The 16,807-nt window shown below is 42.1% G+C and carries 12 protein-coding genes; 6 read left to right on the top strand and 6 right to left on the bottom strand.

What is annotated here, in order from left to right; genetic code table 11:
- The first annotated feature begins 397 nt into the window (after positions 1-397).
- Positions 398-2,326, top strand: coding sequence for an alpha-amylase family glycosyl hydrolase (locus tag AC5JM2_RS23515; RefSeq protein WP_495837244.1), 1,929 nt, complete (start codon positions 398-400; stop codon positions 2,324-2,326).
- Positions 2,327-2,662: 336 nt separating this feature from the next.
- Here the strand turns inward: AC5JM2_RS23515 and AC5JM2_RS23520 are convergent, their stop codons facing one another.
- Complete coding sequence (locus tag AC5JM2_RS23520) at positions 2,663-3,850, bottom strand: mechanosensitive ion channel family protein (protein ID WP_495837245.1); 1,188 nt, start codon at positions 3,848-3,850, stop codon at positions 2,663-2,665.
- 91 nt (positions 3,851-3,941) lie between these two features.
- A complete protein-coding gene (locus tag AC5JM2_RS23525) occupies positions 3,942-5,975 on the bottom strand; it encodes a histidine phosphatase family protein (protein WP_495837246.1) in 2,034 nt (677 codons plus the stop codon).
- A 710-nt stretch (positions 5,976-6,685) separates the two neighbouring features.
- Between AC5JM2_RS23525 and AC5JM2_RS23530 the strand changes: the two genes are divergently transcribed.
- Entirely contained in the window at positions 6,686-7,624 is a 939-nt protein-coding gene (locus AC5JM2_RS23530; RefSeq protein ID WP_495837247.1) for a LysR family transcriptional regulator, read from the top strand.
- A 53-nt stretch (positions 7,625-7,677) separates the two neighbouring features.
- Here AC5JM2_RS23530 and AC5JM2_RS23535 read toward each other — a convergent pair whose 3' ends face one another.
- Positions 7,678-8,910: a pentapeptide repeat-containing protein gene (locus AC5JM2_RS23535; RefSeq protein WP_495837248.1), complete on the bottom strand. Its 1,233-nt coding sequence runs from the start codon at positions 8,908-8,910 to the stop codon at positions 7,678-7,680.
- 639 nt (positions 8,911-9,549) lie between these two features.
- Between AC5JM2_RS23535 and AC5JM2_RS23540 the strand changes: the two genes are divergently transcribed.
- Both AC5JM2_RS23540 and AC5JM2_RS23545 read left to right on the top strand, forming a co-directional pair.
- Complete coding sequence (locus tag AC5JM2_RS23540) at positions 9,550-12,057, top strand: adenylate/guanylate cyclase domain-containing protein (protein WP_495837249.1); 2,508 nt, start codon at positions 9,550-9,552, stop codon at positions 12,055-12,057.
- 54 nt (positions 12,058-12,111) lie between these two features.
- On the top strand, positions 12,112-13,611 hold the full coding sequence (locus tag AC5JM2_RS23545) for a mechanosensitive ion channel domain-containing protein (RefSeq protein WP_495837250.1): 1,500 nt from the start codon (positions 12,112-12,114) through the stop codon (positions 13,609-13,611).
- A gap of 63 nt (positions 13,612-13,674) precedes the next feature.
- On the opposite strand, the gene AC5JM2_RS23550 is transcribed toward AC5JM2_RS23545, so the two are convergent.
- From AC5JM2_RS23550 to AC5JM2_RS23560, 3 genes are all read right to left on the bottom strand, one after another.
- A complete protein-coding gene (locus tag AC5JM2_RS23550) occupies positions 13,675-13,875 on the bottom strand; it encodes a type II toxin-antitoxin system RelE/ParE family toxin (RefSeq protein ID WP_495837251.1) in 201 nt (66 codons plus the stop codon).
- A 314-nt stretch (positions 13,876-14,189) separates the two neighbouring features.
- Complete coding sequence (locus AC5JM2_RS23555; protein ID WP_495837252.1) at positions 14,190-14,396, bottom strand: hypothetical protein; 207 nt, start codon at positions 14,394-14,396, stop codon at positions 14,190-14,192.
- 109 nt (positions 14,397-14,505) lie between these two features.
- Complete coding sequence (locus AC5JM2_RS23560; protein ID WP_495837253.1) at positions 14,506-15,183, bottom strand: LuxR C-terminal-related transcriptional regulator; 678 nt, start codon at positions 15,181-15,183, stop codon at positions 14,506-14,508.
- A 102-nt stretch (positions 15,184-15,285) separates the two neighbouring features.
- Between AC5JM2_RS23560 and AC5JM2_RS23565 the strand changes: the two genes are divergently transcribed.
- Together AC5JM2_RS23565 and AC5JM2_RS23570 are read left to right on the top strand one after the other, a co-directional pair.
- Entirely contained in the window at positions 15,286-15,942 is a 657-nt protein-coding gene (locus tag AC5JM2_RS23565) for a DUF3386 domain-containing protein (protein ID WP_495837254.1), read from the top strand.
- A gap of 362 nt (positions 15,943-16,304) precedes the next feature.
- Positions 16,305-16,805, top strand: coding sequence for a HugZ family pyridoxamine 5'-phosphate oxidase (locus AC5JM2_RS23570; protein WP_495837255.1), 501 nt, complete (start codon positions 16,305-16,307; stop codon positions 16,803-16,805).
- Positions 16,806-16,807 lie beyond the last annotated feature (2 nt).

The following is a 16,807-nucleotide window of genomic DNA, read 5'->3' on the forward strand; positions in this document are numbered from 1 at the left end:
GAATTTTGGTTTTCATGGTTGAACCCCTTGTTTTAACTAGATTCTGGAAAATACCAAAATCTGAAAATTAACCCACAGAATGTGGGTTAGTCATTTGTTACAAGTTAAAATAAGATTTGTTTGTAGATAAATTCTACTATTCTTTCAATAAAAAAGGTATAAAATTAACCATTTATACTGCTTTTTCCGCTTCAGAATGAGTGATGAGTGCAAAGATTAGGCGGGCGTATTGCTCTTCTAAATCTTACTATAGATATACTTATAAACTAGCTAGAGATAGATATTTTTTTACAAAAAAAGACTAGATAATACCCTTGTTTGTAGCGGCACATGATCCTTAAAAGTCTATTCATCATGGGTCTGCAAACCTTATTTATCTAGGATTTTTCATTTTAATATGGTAGATACTCCTCCTTCGCTGTTTTCAAAAGCTCAATACAACGTTGAAAATACAGAGGCAGAAGTCTCAAATATTATAGAGACATCGCCATCAGAAACAGAAGTTGATCTAGAGTTTCTTTACACTAGAGATATTGAATTTCGTCAGGAAACGATTTACTTTCTTGTCGTGGATCGCTTTCATGATGGCGATCCAGAAAACAGCGAAGGTAGTAATCCCGAACTGTATGACCCAACCAGGAAGGATTGGGGTAAGTATTGGGGTGGTGACTTGCAAGGTGTTATCGATAAGTTAGACTATCTCAAAAGCATGGGAGTGACTGCAATTTGGTTAACTCCTTTGTTTGAACAAGTTGAAGACTTGTTTGTTGGCAGTGCTGCGATACATGGCTATTGGACAAAGGACTTTAAGCGGATTAATCCTCGCTTTATTGCAACAGATGAAAACCCTTCTTTAAACGAAACACAGGAAACAAGAAATACAACGTTTGATAAATTACTTGATGAGCTGCACAAGCGCAAGATGAAATTGGTGCTGGATATTGTTTGTAATCACAGTTCACCCGATTTCAGCGGTAGCAAAGGCGAATTGTATGATGATGGAGTCAAAATTGCTGACTTCAATGATGACAAGCAGCATTGGTATCACCATTATGGCGAAGTGAAAAACTGGGAAGACGAATGGCAAGTACAAAATTGTGAACTTGCTGGTCTTGCAACTTTTAACGAGAACAATACTGAATATCGCAGTTATATCAAGTCAGCAATTAAGCAATGGCTAGACCGGGGTGTGGATGTACTGCGGGTGGACACTGTCAAACATATGCCCATCTGGTTTTGGCAGGAATTCACTGGTGATATGTACAATCACAAGCCAGATGTGTTCATTTTTGGTGAATGGATTTACAACCATCCCAATGATGAGCGTTCTGTTGACTTTGCCAATAACTCTGGGATGACGGTTTTAGACTTTGGGCTGTGCGGGGCAATTCGGGAAGTGTTAGCACAAGGTGCAAAAAGTGGATTTCAACTTGTTCAAGATATTTTTGACCAGGATTATCGCTATAACGGGGCAACAGAATTAGTTACCTTTCTTGATAACCACGATATGCCCCGTTTCCAATCGCTGAATCCAGATCCAGCGATGCTGAAAGTGGGAATTGTTTTGATTATGACGGCTCGTGGTATTCCTTGCATCTATTACGGTACAGAACAATATCTCCACGATGACACTGATGGTGGTAATGACCCGTACAACCGCCCTATGATGGAAAATTGGGATAGGGATACGGAAATTTATCGCTGCATCAGGCTACTTTCTGGTTTACGGCGACTCAATCCAGCAATGTCGATGGGTAGCCAATGGAAAAAATATCTTACACCCAATGTTTTCTGTTACGTGCGTCGCTATCGTGAATCAGTGTGCTTTGTAGCACTAAATAGAGGTGGAGAAGTCACGATACCAGAAGTGGAAACAGAACTGCCTGATGGAGAACACACTTGTGTGATAACTCGCAACAAGTATGAAGTGAAAGATGGTAAAATTTCTAACTTCCACCTTGAAGAGCGAGGCGCTATCGTCTTAAGCCGTCTTGGAGAACGGGTGAAAGGGGAAACTATTGTGCGAGTCCAACTCAATGGTGTGCAGACTCTACCAGGTGAAACCATCGTCATTATTGGAGATTGTCCCGAATTAGGCAACTGGGATATAGGCAAGGCATATCCTCTGGAATATATCAACACCAACACATGGTTTGCGGAAATTCCTTTTAACGAAAGTGCTGGTAAGCTCGTCAGCTATAAATATGCTATGTGGCGAGAAGGGAAATCGCCTCTGCGCGAAAATCTGATGAATCGTCGCTGGGTGATTGCCAAAGAAGGTACTGTCAAATGGCGTGATACTTGGGTTTCTGGATCAGAATCGTAACAACAGGAGTCAGAACTCAAAAGTCAGGAGTCAGAATATTATGTTTAATCTTTCCTGACTCCTGAATTCTCCCCAGCAGAGAAATCTGTTTTGCTCAGATCATCTACGCCTGAAAGTATGTTGTTCTCGGAAAAAAGCTGCTCTTGTGAGAGTGAACCAGAACTCAAAAAGGTAAAGGTCTTGTTGTCAGAGTCAAATGTACCAAAATACCAAGCAACTGGCAGTAGTTTTTGATATTTTTACCATCAACTTACCTATCCTTAAGTTGTCATTTGCCGAGCGCCATACATTCTTTTTCGCAGATATCTAATGCATTTGGTGTATTTGTCTGCTTTGTCAATTTTTGATCGGTTCTAAATTATTTTGAGCTTCTCCAAGATTAGTTTGGAGTTGCACCGGATAATAGGTGAATAGATTAATCTGCTCTTTTTCCAGTAGAGTCAGTATCGCTAGGTTGATTTTTTCGATGGTATCAAAGTATAATCTAGGATTACCATTAGTATTAGCAAAAACCCTAATTTTAATGATACGAGAATTTTGATTTAGTTCGCTAAAGTAGATAAAAAACTTTTCAGTCAATATATCAATTGACTGAGGAATTTCCCGAAGACCGACACAAACTTTTTCGGTTTGTTCTGCCGAAATACCATCAATTTTTAGGGTTAAGTTAATACCTATTGAATTATCATTTCCTATCGGTTGGAACCAATTTTCAACGACTCCATTAATCATTTTAGAATTGGGCACTTTTTGGATAGTGTTTCTGGTCAGTATACGAAGGGTTGTACTTCGCAGTCCAACATTTTCCACTTTAATTAGACCCTCTACTCCATGCATCGTCACTTGGTCACCGGGTCGAAACAGGTTATCTACGTAGATAATGACAGTACAACATAAGTCATAGAACAGGTCTTTAAGTAACAAACCGATGGCAACACCCGCTCCACCAAGCAGACCGATCAGTGCCCCTGCCGATGCACCCAAAAACACCTCACTTGCTTTAAGTAAGATGATCACGATCGCCAGCACCTGAAACAATTTCGGCAAATAGGGCACGAGCAAATCGTCTAACTCGGTTTCAGTTGAGAGCGTCCATTGTTTAAGCACCTCTCCCAACACAGGAGCGGCACGGTAAACAATAAAGGCGAAGGTAGCGTAAGCACCAAACCTGAGAATCCCTTCTACTTGTTTGTTCAATTCTGGGCTGAAATTTTCTGCCAGAATTAGCTGCACTATCCAGAGTCCACCGATAACAATCAGCCAGTTTAAAGGTTGTTTGATAACCTTGACCAACTCATCGTCAAAGGTGGTCTGTGTTCCGCTCGTCAGATGCTCGATTCTACGAATGATAATTTCGGAGAAAACTTGTTTTAACGCCAGGGTAAGTATGAGGACAATAACGCTCAGAACTATTTTGAACAGCGGTATATGTATATTGAGGATAGAGATGTCTGCACTAGAAATGAGTTTCCAAACATCAGAACCAGCAAGAGCTTCTATAGATGATATTGCAAAAGTTTTCATGGTTATCTAATGTGATACTTACAAAATTCGTAGGGTACATTAGCCTAGGGCATAACACACCTTACGTAGCAGTTTGCCCAACCTCGCTTTCTTATGTTGTTACTGGGGATGCAGCAGCAGAGACAACGTTAAGGTTAGCAACCAACCCGTAGGTTGATACATAATCTTCTAACTCTTGCAAATCAACTGTGCCATTTTTATCGGAGTCAAGAGTCGCAAAAAGATAATCAGTTACGTATCTCCTGACATCATCAGAGCTACGTTCACCTGTTGTCATATCTTCTATTCGCCCTAAAAGCTCCATAATCTCGTCTTTATCGAGTGCATTGCTTTTATCTGTATCCAATTGATGGAAAAGTTTTCTCACATCTTCTGTTGCCATTCTCGAAGAACGCAGTGTTTCTCGCAATAATTCATTACCAAATGAATTCATAAACAAGATCTGCTCGACGAGTGGTATGCAGAAGAACCCCAGTGCTGCCCAAAAAATTGCATAACTTACTGCGTAAGGATTTGCAGTTGAACTAACTCCGAGGAATAAAGCAGCCCAAAGGAAAAAGTTGGGATTAACAAGCAGGATATAAGCATCCTGAGCTTCTGCCTTGATCAACTTGCCTTTTGTAAACACTGAAGTTAATACAGCAAAGACGCGGATGAAGATAAAGACTAATGTTGCCACTGCCAGTTGTTGCAGACAAGCTAGCGAGCGGTTCGCATCTGTTGAGAAATATAAATCGCTTAGGAATGTTGATGGAGTAAATTGAAAACCACTTGCTAAAGCCATAAATGCGACAGCAAGCACTCCAATAAATTTCCAGTTCTTACTATGGTGGTTTGATTCAACAGGAGATTTGTCACGCCAAAACTGGGCTAAAGCTCCCGGTATTGCCAAACCAACAATTAGAATCACACCGAAAAATATCAGGCTTGAGGTGTTAATTGGTAATTGTTTTGCCAAACCAAATGTAACAATCAGTGCCACTGGAGCGATGATTGATAACGTCCTTGATAAGATAGCCGAGGGATAAAGATTACCGCCCCAGAGTATTGATAAAACTGGGGAAGTAAGGGCGGGTGGAACCATCCAAAAAAGCACCCACATAACTTTGTACAAATCGCCGGGGCTTTGATACAAGATTCCAGAAAATATTAAAAGTAGCCCAACTACCCATCTGACCAACATCCAGGCGTAGACTATATACTTCACAGTTGAAGTTACTTTACGTTTACTTGCTGCAAAGTCAATGTCCAAGTAGGTATAAAACGTCGAAGCTGCCAGACAGACAACGATGATCCCTCGAAATAGTTCTGAGGGAATGCCTCCGACGGAGGCGCTTACTGCCCTAACCAAGCATCCCAATAAGAAAGCAGCCGCATAAAGCAAAATTGCCCACATAATTGACAGATCGTTGATCTGTTTACGCACCGAAGCTGCACCGCCAGATTCCTTGCCGCGAAACTTGACTAGCTCCTCACCACTAAGAGCTTTACCATTAGGGAGTTTCAGATGTTTATAATCAGTGGGTGGTAAATCGCTTAAATAAAGTGCTAAAGGCTCCAATACATATTGGTGGCACACTACTAAAACAGTTTCGCCCCTCCTCAAGTGCGGTACAACCCGCTCCTCGTAGAAAGAAGCAGCGCGTCCGTAAACTTGTGCAATCTTCTCGCCAGCCGGAGGGGCTTCGTTATGGGAATGCAACATTTCCTCGAAGCCTTCGTAGCCCAAAGCAAGACGCAGCAGATTTAGGTTACGTCCGGCAAAAATGCCAAAGGATTTCTCGCTAATTCGATGGTCGATTTCAACAGGGATATCGGGTGACTTCAGCGCCTGACTTTCAGCAAGGGCTATTTCGCAAGTTTGCCGCGCCCGTCTCATGTGAGAGACATATACTGCATCAAACTTCACACCTTTTTTCTTAATATCAACACCTGCACGGCGTGCCTGTAACCTCCCAAATGCTGTGAGGTCAACATCCAGTACTCCTGCAAAAATGTTACGTTCGTTGCTTGTGCTTTCACCATGCCGAATAAAGTAGGCACGTCCTGGATAATCATCCTTTTGTGCTACTTTGTCAGACCCATTTGAAGACAGACTAGTAGTAGAATTATTAGTTTTTTCCATAAATCACATTTCATAAATCAGGTTTATTTTAAAATGAAACTATTGGTAACTATATAAATTTAGAATTAAGTTATATTAAGATATCTAGCAAATATATCAGGTAAAAAAGTGGTACAAATTCTCAACTTATTCTCATACCAAAAGTCGAATTTCAAAAATTAAACCTCCAAAAGGTTCCTTAAATCGTGAAGACAAACAGAGATTCCAAAAAGCGGGACAGCTACAGTCATTCGTGTTTTGTCAACCGGTAAAAAATCCTCTGCTACCAGCTAAAGTTAAGGTTCCTGTTATCGGGTGGGTTAAGTTTCGTTAATCACGAAATACTCCGTTAGATGCCGTTTTCTCATTTGTTGCACCTAACCGTAGAAAACCGTACAAGCTAAAAAGATGCAACGGTAAGCTACATTATCCCAACCCCTGATTGAAAATCAGGGATTTTTACTGATTGGAATCCAAATTATTGTGTCGCAAACTATCCCCCAATTGACTTGCTTTCAAAAAACATATTGATAGTAAACAATTCATGATTCTTTGTCAAATGCACCACATCAATAGTATGTATGCATGAAATAGATTTGTCCCAACTCGATATCCTCATCAACTGTACTGGCTCACCTACACCTGTCCCAAAGGGATTCGGTTATTTCTTAAGAAACATACTGATAGTAAATAATTGAGTATTTTCTAAATGCATGATATCAATAATAAGTATGCATGAAATAGATTTGTCCCAACTCGACCTTAATCTTCTACTGGTGTTATATGCCTTGCTGCAAGAACGTAACGTCACGAATGCTGGAAAAAAAATTGGTTTGAGTCAATCGGCTACCAGTCACGCACTTCAACGATTACGTCAAGTGTTCAATGATCCACTACTTGTACGGTCAAAAAAAGACATGCTTCTTACACCATGTGGTCTTTCTCTACTTGAACCACTAGAGAAAATTTTGTTAAATATCGAGCAGCTAATTCAACCAACCGTTTTTGAACCTAAAACAGCACTAGGTACAATCGGGCTAGCTGTATCAGATTACGCAACCGTTTTGATTCTTCCTATGGTTTTGAAGGAAATTTCTCAGCAGGCTCCTCAACTGAATATCGAATGCCATATTTGGCGTGGTGAGACATTAGATAACTTACGAAATGGAGCCATCAATCTAGGCTTAGGAGTTCCTAAGCTACCGGAAACTGAGGAGTTTAAATCCCAAAAGTTATTTGTAGAAGATTTTGTGTGTATCGTTCGGGCTGACCATCCTATCACTCAAACGGATCTTACAGTTGAATCTTATCTTGCTTTGCCACACGGGTCGGTCACGCCTATAAACGTAATCCCGATTAAAGGCCATCTGGATAATGTGTTCTCAAACTTAGGCGTAAAGCGTCGAGTGATGTTGAAGACACCACATTTTCTCTCGGTTCCTATGATTGCGGAACAGACTGATCTGATTTTTACCTTGCCTCGTCGAATTGCAATGCAGTTTGCTCAATATACAAACGTTGCTATACTTGAGCCACCGATTGAACTTGGTCAGTACGATTATCTTATGATTTGGCATCAGCGTTATCATGAGGATCCGCTACATATTTGGCTACGCTCACTAATAGTGTCCCAAACCCAGGACTTTGAAACTAAGAGCAAAAATTATTAAGCAAAAAAATATTTTATTTATACTTTTTTCTGATAACATAGTCAAAAATGGATCTACCCACTGCTAATCTTTAGTGATAAACCAAGTAGCTGACGCGATCGCTCATCATACATTGCCTCTGTCTTATTGTTGGCAGCTTCGATTTGAACGGCATTCATATTAACCGCATCCCTCAAATCAGCACCCCTGAGGTCAGCACCTGCTAAGTTCGCATTCAGTAGGTTGGCATTTTTCAGTCTGGCACCCGACAGATTGGCATTTAGCAAATTAGTTTTTTCTAGCTTGGCACCTCCTAGGTCAGCGTTCACCAAGCTAGCGTTTTCCAGCCTAGCACCCGACAGGTTAGCATTTGCCAGTCGGGCGCTCCTCAGGTTGGCATTTTCCAGTCTGGCACCCGACAGATTGGCATTTTCCAGTATGGTACTCCTCAGGTTGGCATTCAGCAACTTGGCGCCCATTAGATTCGTATTCTTTAAGTTCGCTTCCCTCAAATCGACATTTTCCAGCTTGATCCCCGCTAAGTTGGCATTCAGCAAGTTGGCCTTCTCTAGCTTGGCACCTCTAAGATCGGAATCACTCAGATCCGCATTCTCTAAATCAGCACCTCTGAGGTCGGTATCTTCTAAATTGATACCTGCCATATCAGCATTCCTAAAATCAGCATCGCTGAGGTTCAACTTACTCATCAGTTCTGCGTCAATTAAGAAGCGCACCACATTGCCTTTGCGCTCTCTGTCTTCTCCTAGCCGCCGCAATATTGATAAAGTCCTGGCACGGATCACATTCAGAGCGACTTCTTGTACCGGATCATCCTTACTTAAAATAGACAATTTTTTGTCAAGCAATAATTCTGCCAAGCGATCAAAATAAGCTTGTAAAGCTTCTTCACATAGATTAATATTAGCTATCTCTTTGTCCAGTTCTGCTTGCTCCTCAGCCCGTTTTTCTTGCTGCTGCTGAAACAAAGCTCCCAAAACCGTCAGCGAAAATGGGACGATCAATGTATTTACCCATTCTATAAGTGTCGCCCCCGATTCAGGCTCTTTAGTAGTGATGCGCTTGATAGTTGTAATTTCTCCATTTTTTTCTATAGTTTCTGTGACGATTGATACATCTGGTTCTGAACTAAGTCCAGTCCAGTCTGCCCATACCCAAGCTCCTTTTTGAATGGTTAAGGGTGGAAAAACTACCAAAATTGCGGCAACAACAAGAATAGAAATAACCCCAATCAACAATTTATTTGGAGTCAACCAAGCAAGCTTTTTTGTTAAGCTTGTCAAATCCATACTAAACTATTCTCCCTTAATTTCTGATATTGTAACCGTTCGAGTGGGTCTAGAAGAGCTATAAAATTCAGAAGGCAGAAGGCACCCACGCTTAAAAACGTGGGATTGAAACAAGGATGCTTTATACCTCTTGGTACTCTCCGCTCAGTATAATTCTTTTAAAGTGGGCAATGACCCACAACTAAAGTTGTATTGATATTTCTTTCCTTCTGCCCTCTGCCTTCTACTTGGTGCCTTTCTTGGTAAGCTGTTTAAGACATCATTCTCAGCTTGATTCGTAAAAAAATTAAAGTCGGAAAAGTAGGAGAATTTTTTTGATAAATTAGTTAAATCTCCGGTATTCATCCGTTGAGATGGTTTAGATGATGGTACCTGAAAGAACTTGAGTTATAATTGTGGTCGATATAGATCTACTTAAGTGTACCAAAAGTAGCAATTTAAAAATTTACTATTATAGACCTTGCAAGTATAGGTAGGGTATGGGCATGTCTGTCGTGTTGCCAAAATTTATGGGAAGAGAGTTTGATTTTCTTTAGTTAAGACTTTCAAATTCTCATATTTTATATATTTACAAAATGAATATTATATGCATTTTAAAAATATCTTGTGGAAACAATTCCTAACACTGATTTTAGACTCATGAAAGAAGGCCATGTAGACCGTCGTACTCAACCGAAAAATTGGCTCACTCAGCTCAGTGTTCGCACTAAGCTCATCGTTATGCTGCTGGTGGTCAGCTTCTGCTCAGTGATAGCAAGTACAAACATTTGCGCTAATGCTGGTAAGGAAATTCTGTCGGAAAAGGTGTTCAATCAGTTAACCACTGTACGGGCTACCCACGCGCAACAGTTCCAGCAGTACTCCAAGTTGCTGGTTGACCACGTCGAGACCCTTAGTGAGAACGCAATGTTTATCAGCGCGATGAAGGAGTTCAAGCAAGCGTTTGATAAACTAGCTACGGTAAACGTGCCCAAGGCATATGATGACAAACTGGAGCAGTTCTACAGTAAGGAGTTTATTCCCCGTCTTAAACAGAAGATGGAAGCTGCACCGCAGCCCGAAACTTTTCTGCCCACAACTACAGCCGCCCGCTACATTCAGTATCACTACATTGCCAATAACCCCTATCCCATTGGTGAGAAATATAAGCTAGTAGACCCCAAAGATGGTAGTGAATATAGCCGCTACAAAGCTCAATACACAGAGAATTTTCATAATATCATTGAGCGCTTTGGGTACTACGATATTTTTCTGATTGATATGCAAGGAAATATCGTTTATACGCTCTTTAACGAAACCGATTTGGCTACTAACCTGCTGTTGAGTCCCGCCGATGACAATAATTTGAGTCAAGCGTTTCGAGATTGTCGCCGCTCTAATAGCAAAGGGTTGGTCAAAATCGTTGATTTCCAACCCTACCTCAGATCCTACAATATGCCGTCGGCATTTGTGGCTGCCCCGATTTTTGAGGGAGCGCAGATGATTGGCGTGTTGGCGTTCCAGACGCCAACTAGTCGAATTAATGACCTCTTTAACCATGCTAAGAAGTGGAGAGAACACGGATTAGGGGAAACAGGAGAAGTCTATTTGGTAGGACCAGACCTGTTATTGAGAACAGACTCTCGGTTTTTGGTTGAAGACCCAGACAAGTTCGCTCAAACGCTGCGTAACAACGGACTGCCTGAAGCAACCATCAAGAAAATCCGCGATTATAAGACAACAATTCTGCTTCAGCCCACTCAAAATGAAGGGATAAAACAGGCATTTCGGGGTAAGACGATGACAATGCGTAGCAGAGACTACCGGGGTATTGAAGTGTTGGGAGCCTATGCTCCGATAGAATTTGCTGGCTTGCAATGGGTAATCGCCGCCAAAATGGATGTCGCTGAAGCCTTTGCATCCATCAGTCACTTTGAACGAAAAGTCCTTGTTGCTGCTGCTTTAATCATGGTAATTGTCACCTTAGTAGCGATGTGGATAACGCGGGTTTTTGTCAAGCCGATTGAGCGCCTAATTGCCACAACGCAGAAAGTGGAAGCCGGCAGTGAAAGTGCGATGGTAGTGTCGGGAACGCGGGATGAATTTCACGATCTAGCGACGGAGTTCAACAAGACGGTGTATAGCTTTCGCCACCAAATTCGAGAACGTGAACACCGCCTTGCTGAGAGTGATACCTTGATTACGCAACTCTTACCGCTACATATTGCTAACCGCCTCAAAGCCGGAGCGGGTGTGATTGCCGACCCGATGCCCAACGTCACAGTTATGTTCACCGATTTACATCGCTTCACGCGGCTTTCTCAGATCATGAGTGGCGAGCAGATTGTGTATCTCCTAGATGAATTAGTGGATGCGTTTGACGATTTGGTAGATAAATATGGTCTGGAGAAGATCAAAACCATTGGTGATGGCTATATGGCAGCCTGTGGCTTGTCTATGCCTCACCTCGACAGCGACAAGCGGGCGATTGATTGTGCGCTGGAAATGATCGCGCACGTTCGCCGCTTCAACAATGAGCGAGGTTTGGATCTCGATTTGCGAGTTGGTATCAACACTGGCGAAGTGATAGCGGGTGCGGTTGGGAAAACTCGGTATGCTTACGATATCTGGGGTGAAACCGTGAATATTGCCTATCGGTTAAAGTCTGCTGCCCCACCTGGAGGAATCCTAGTTTCTGCAACTATCCATGAACGTCTCGTTGACATGTATGAGTTTGAGCCGTCTCGACCGATCGCAGAACCTGATAAGGAAGCACTAGAGGCTTGGCTATTGCGAAGTGAGCGCAAAGTTGTTGCCGAAAAGGAAAAAGAGCGTGTTTCTAATGGGACTGGCACGGCAACTAAAGCTACTAGGCGAACAGAGGCTAACCGTTTGGGTCAGGTGAGAGATGAGATGGGTAACAAGGGCGAGGCGGTGGACAGATCTAAGCTGGATCATTCTTTGAGCCGTACCGTCATCCAAGCGGAATCTGGGAATGGAGCCAAACGAGAATTTAGTGACAAGTTGTTGAATTCAGCTAATGAACAACTAGGAAATACTCGTGTTCAACCAGCATGGCGAAATGGTAAACAAGACATAGCGGATCGCCGCGTCAATGACTCTCTCAAAAAGAAATTGAGCATCTGGAATCGACTTTGGAAGCGGTAATTTGTACGGACGACTTGGAGACAACTGACCCCTGTGTGCACGTGGAACTGTTTGATGAATACCTCAAACTGGAATGAGCCTTGGTTTATTTGGGCGATCGCATTAGGCTTTGGCTTTCCATTGCTGACTATTGTGCTAGAAGAGGTAATTCAGCAGTTGAAGCGACGGAACAATGCCTTTGCTCCAATTTTGCAACTGGTAAAGAATTTCGTCCTGCCGACTTTCATCCTCCTAGTATTTGTTCGAGATGTCTTTAGGCTTGACCAACAAGGGTCACTCTCCAAGATTCTGGAAACGCTGTTTTTGATATCGGCGATCAACATTGTTTTGTCCCTGATCAATGTATGGTTATTTGAGCGGACACAGACAGAGTCTTGGCAGTCCCGGATACCAAAACTACTGATTAACCTTTGTCACTTCTTAGCTATTTTAATTGGTGGGCTACTGATTCTCTCAAAGGTATGGAGCGTTGACCTAGCTGGACTAGCGACTGCTCTAGTCGTAGTCGCGCTTGTCATGGGTCTAGCCTTGAAAGACCCGCTTGGCGGCATTTTGACCGGAATTATGGTGGTGTTTGAGCGCCCGTATCGTGTAGGAGATTGGCTGAAGGTCGGCGAAGTTGAGGGTCAGGTGACTGATATTAACTGGCGATCAGTACGTCTGTTAACGACGGATCGCAAAGCGATCATCTTGCCCTATCAGGTAATCGGGCAGGAAGTTGTTTGCAATCATACTGGGAATGATCATTTCTCTTCCGCCACAATTAAGCTGAGTTTCTCCTACGACAATCCGCCCAATTTAGTTAAGCGAGTCCTCACAAATACAGCTCTGTCAGTCCGAGGAATTCTAGAAACTCCGCCCCCAGAATGTACTCCTGTTTCCTATGAGGGATCATTCATTACTTATGAGCTGGAATTCTATGTCAAAGATTTTGCAGCAGTTAAGCCAATTCGAGGTGAATTGATGTCCCGCCTCTGGTACGCTGCTCGCCGTAACGGTCTTGTACTTTACCACTACAACTACGAATGCCAGGTAGAGCTACCAACTAACAGAGTCGAAAATTCTAAGCACAAACTTAGCCAATCGTTCTCTTCTATACCTGCCTTCATCCCGCTTACCAAAGAGCAGCGTCAACTCGATGATTTAGCCAAGGGAACAACCATTCAACACTTTGGTGCAGGAGAGCAGATCGTTTGCCAAGGTGAGCGTGTTCGTACCTTATACGTCATTATTGCTGGGTCTGCCAGCATGACGGTTCAAGATGATGCTGATGCCGACGAGTTAAAGGTTCTAACTCTGTGCCCTGGAGAATTTTTTGGGGTACAGTCACTGTTTAGTCGCAGCCCCAGTCCCGTCTCATTCATGGCGGCAGAGGACATAGAGGTGATGGTGATCGGTGCAGATGCGCTTGATGCGATGCTGGTACGCCAGCCAAGCTTATCGCATGAAATGGCTAAAGTGATTGAAGTCCGAGAGAATGCTATTAATGTGGCAAAACGAGCTAATCAAACTGAACAACGCTCTATTGATAATGGACATAAAACTATTGATTGATTAATTTGTAATTTAGTTTTATTCTACTTTAACATAGTGGGACTTCAAACTATAGCTTACTACTCAGTACACTTCATCATGACTGCCAATATCTACAAACACAGCTTTTGCATTTTCTGCGAAGTGGAACAATACTCTCTCATCGTAGTCTATGCTAAAACTCCACGGATCCTTGAGTTTTCCTGATAGTTTGTGCGTTTTCAGGCTCGTATCAAATGGGTCAATTGTGAACTGCTCTAATTTCTGCCAAAATCTCGCTTCCAAATCTCAATACCTTTGCCAAAATAAGAGCCTACAAAAATTTTGGCAAAACTGGCAAAAAGACCCATACATAAGCGTTTAGTTGACCCTGTAGTTTTGACTCTCAAACCCTTTATGCTGCGGGCAATACGTTAAAAAAATCTTGCGACAAACCTTGAAGGAATTTTTAGGACTTATTGTTTTGCCAAGCCTCAGAGAAATGGGAGTTTAGACATCAACTCACCCTCGTTAATTGGCAAAGGTATTGAAATCTACATTGCCTTTAATACGCTTTTTTAAAGCACGCTTGAATGAGGAACTGAAACTGACTTCCACTATTATTCCTCTAGTAGTTGTCTCAGTTCATTGATATTGGAAGAAAACTTTAGTTCCCCTTTTTGCTGCTCAACCTGTGCTGACTTTAAGTTCCTATGGATCTGTTCGCGACGTTCTTCGCCCAGATACTGCTTCAGTAGCAGTTGAATTTCTTGCTTTTCGTCAGTGGAAAGACTTTTGATTGCCTCAACCACATCACTGAAAGTCATGGTTTGTAAAACCTTAACGTATCTACATCGACTAATTTAACACGCTGTTTGTTCTTGGAAGATGAAAAGACGTAACAAAAAATATTAATGCAAGAAGTCTAGTTAACCATCAACTCACAACCGCTCCCAAACTATCTTGCAGTTTTGCCACCATTTCAGCACGAGCTGAAACTTCCAACTTACGAAACATCCGTTTGAGCGCCTGCTTCACAGAATTTTGTGTGATCCATAGTTGTTCGCCAATTTCCCCATTGGTTAACCCCCGCGCTACCAACTCAGCAATTTCTAACTCACGGGGAGTCAGACGACTAGCAAACGAGCACACAGGTGTTTTTGGTTTGGCGCGTAAAGTTGCAAGTTTTGCAGAAACATGAAGGCATAAAGCACTCATGTCCCCGAGATCATTGACGTTAAAAGCTGCAGTTCCACTCGCACGAGCAAGATTAAGCGTTCCCACTAGACGTCCATCACAAACAATTGGTCCACTCATCACGTGTTCATGATCATGGCGCGAGCAAAAATGCTTCCACTCTCCTGTAGGTAACACCAATTGCTCGTGAGCTGGAGCATGACGTTCAACCACGTAGCGTCCAACTGGGTTGCTTTCCATACACACACCAGGAACATCCTGAACATTCTCTGTTAGGAACGGCTCATCCAACAGATGAATCCCCCAATGCTGCACGCCAAAATACTCCGCCACTGTATCTATCAGAGCTAGTCGTAATTCTTGCTCATTGCTCACAGAAGCTATTTCATAAAATACAGTTTGGAGAGACTTTTCCATAGGTGTACCCACTTGGGGTCTATGCGAAACTTAATAATTACTTCTATGCTAATAGCAGCAAAGGTAAAAAGCTAATATAACTGGTGATATATAGGAGAAACAATGACAGTAACACAAGTTTCTGCTCAAGAACTTTTTCGTGCTGCTTACGAAAACCGCTACACTTGGGAAACAAACTTCCCTGGCTACACCGCAGATGTCACTTATAAGCAAGACGAGCAGGTGTTTACAGGAAAAATTCGTATCAACTCAAATCTCAAAGCGGAAGTTTTTGAGATAGAAGATGAGCAGGCAAAGCAAGTGATTCACAATCAAGCTTGGGAAATAGCGATTCACCGCATTCGTCGCTCCTTTGAACAAACCCACGGCGAGAATACATTTCGCTATGGTGCGACTGACGAAACTGGTGCGGTTGAAATTTTTCTAGGCGGAAAGTCCGAGGGCGATCACTACAAACTCCGCAATAATGAAGTTTGTCTCGTCCACCGTCATATCCACGGTGTTGTTGTGACAATTAACACGTTCAGCAGTCATGAGACCGGAGAAGGTTACCTGTCCCACCAATATGATTCTGTTTACCACGATCCAAAAACGGGTGAACAAAAGGGCGGAAGAAGCGAGTTTACAGATGAGTACGAAAAAGTTGGTGATTACTTTATTCTAAATCGCCGAGAAATTCGGACCCAGACAGCAGCACAACTATCGATTCAGGAAATTATCTTTTCTAACATTCAGTTGTTGGAACCTGTAGCTGCTTAAGTTTTTTGATAGGGCTAATATATGCAACGTGCATATATTAGCCTGTATTTTCATAGACTTATTTTTTACCAAGTTACTTATAAGTTTTACTTGGGTTCCATATAAATAATCTAAATCTAATAACTATCTAGTTCTTCTTGTTTTTTTAACCTCTGTTGTACGACAGATAACTGGTGCAGACAGAATCACAAAAGCAATCAAAGCCAAATTAGTAAACATTGTTTAACCCCTGTTATTTTTTAAGTCCTTCTGGGTATAAGACTACAGATGGTTCCGGCGAAGTTCCAGAAATTTCTGATATTTAGGACACTTTTCAAACCTTCATATATAAACTACTTTTTTATCTACAGGTTGTATCATGTATGTCCCAATTTGAAACCGCCCTCGCCGCCTATCAAAGTTTCACAGACTCTTTCCAAAGCCTTATTATCAGTACCGTGAGTGCTGATAACACCCCCAATGCTAGCTATGCTCCTTTTGTGATAGATGACAGCAGAAATATTTACATCTATGTCAGTGGTCTTTCTACCCATACTCAAAATCTTCATGCTGTCCCCAAAGCAAGCGTATTATTTATTGATGATGAGTCTCAAACTAAACAAATTTTTGCCCGTAGCCGTTTAACCTTTGACTGTACAGCTACCTTAGTAGAACGCGAGACTGATTTATGGAAGCAAATTGTAGATAGCTTTGAAGCGCGTTTTGGAGAAATGATTCAGATATTGCGGGATTTAGCAGACTTCCGCATTTTTCAACTGACGCCAAGCAAAGGTCGCTTTGTCATCGGCTTTGGTGCTATTTATGATGTCGATCCGAATGACCTCAGCACCTTGACTCATATTACTGGTGAAAGCAAAGGATAGCA

Source organism: Brasilonema angustatum, assembly GCF_059505445.1.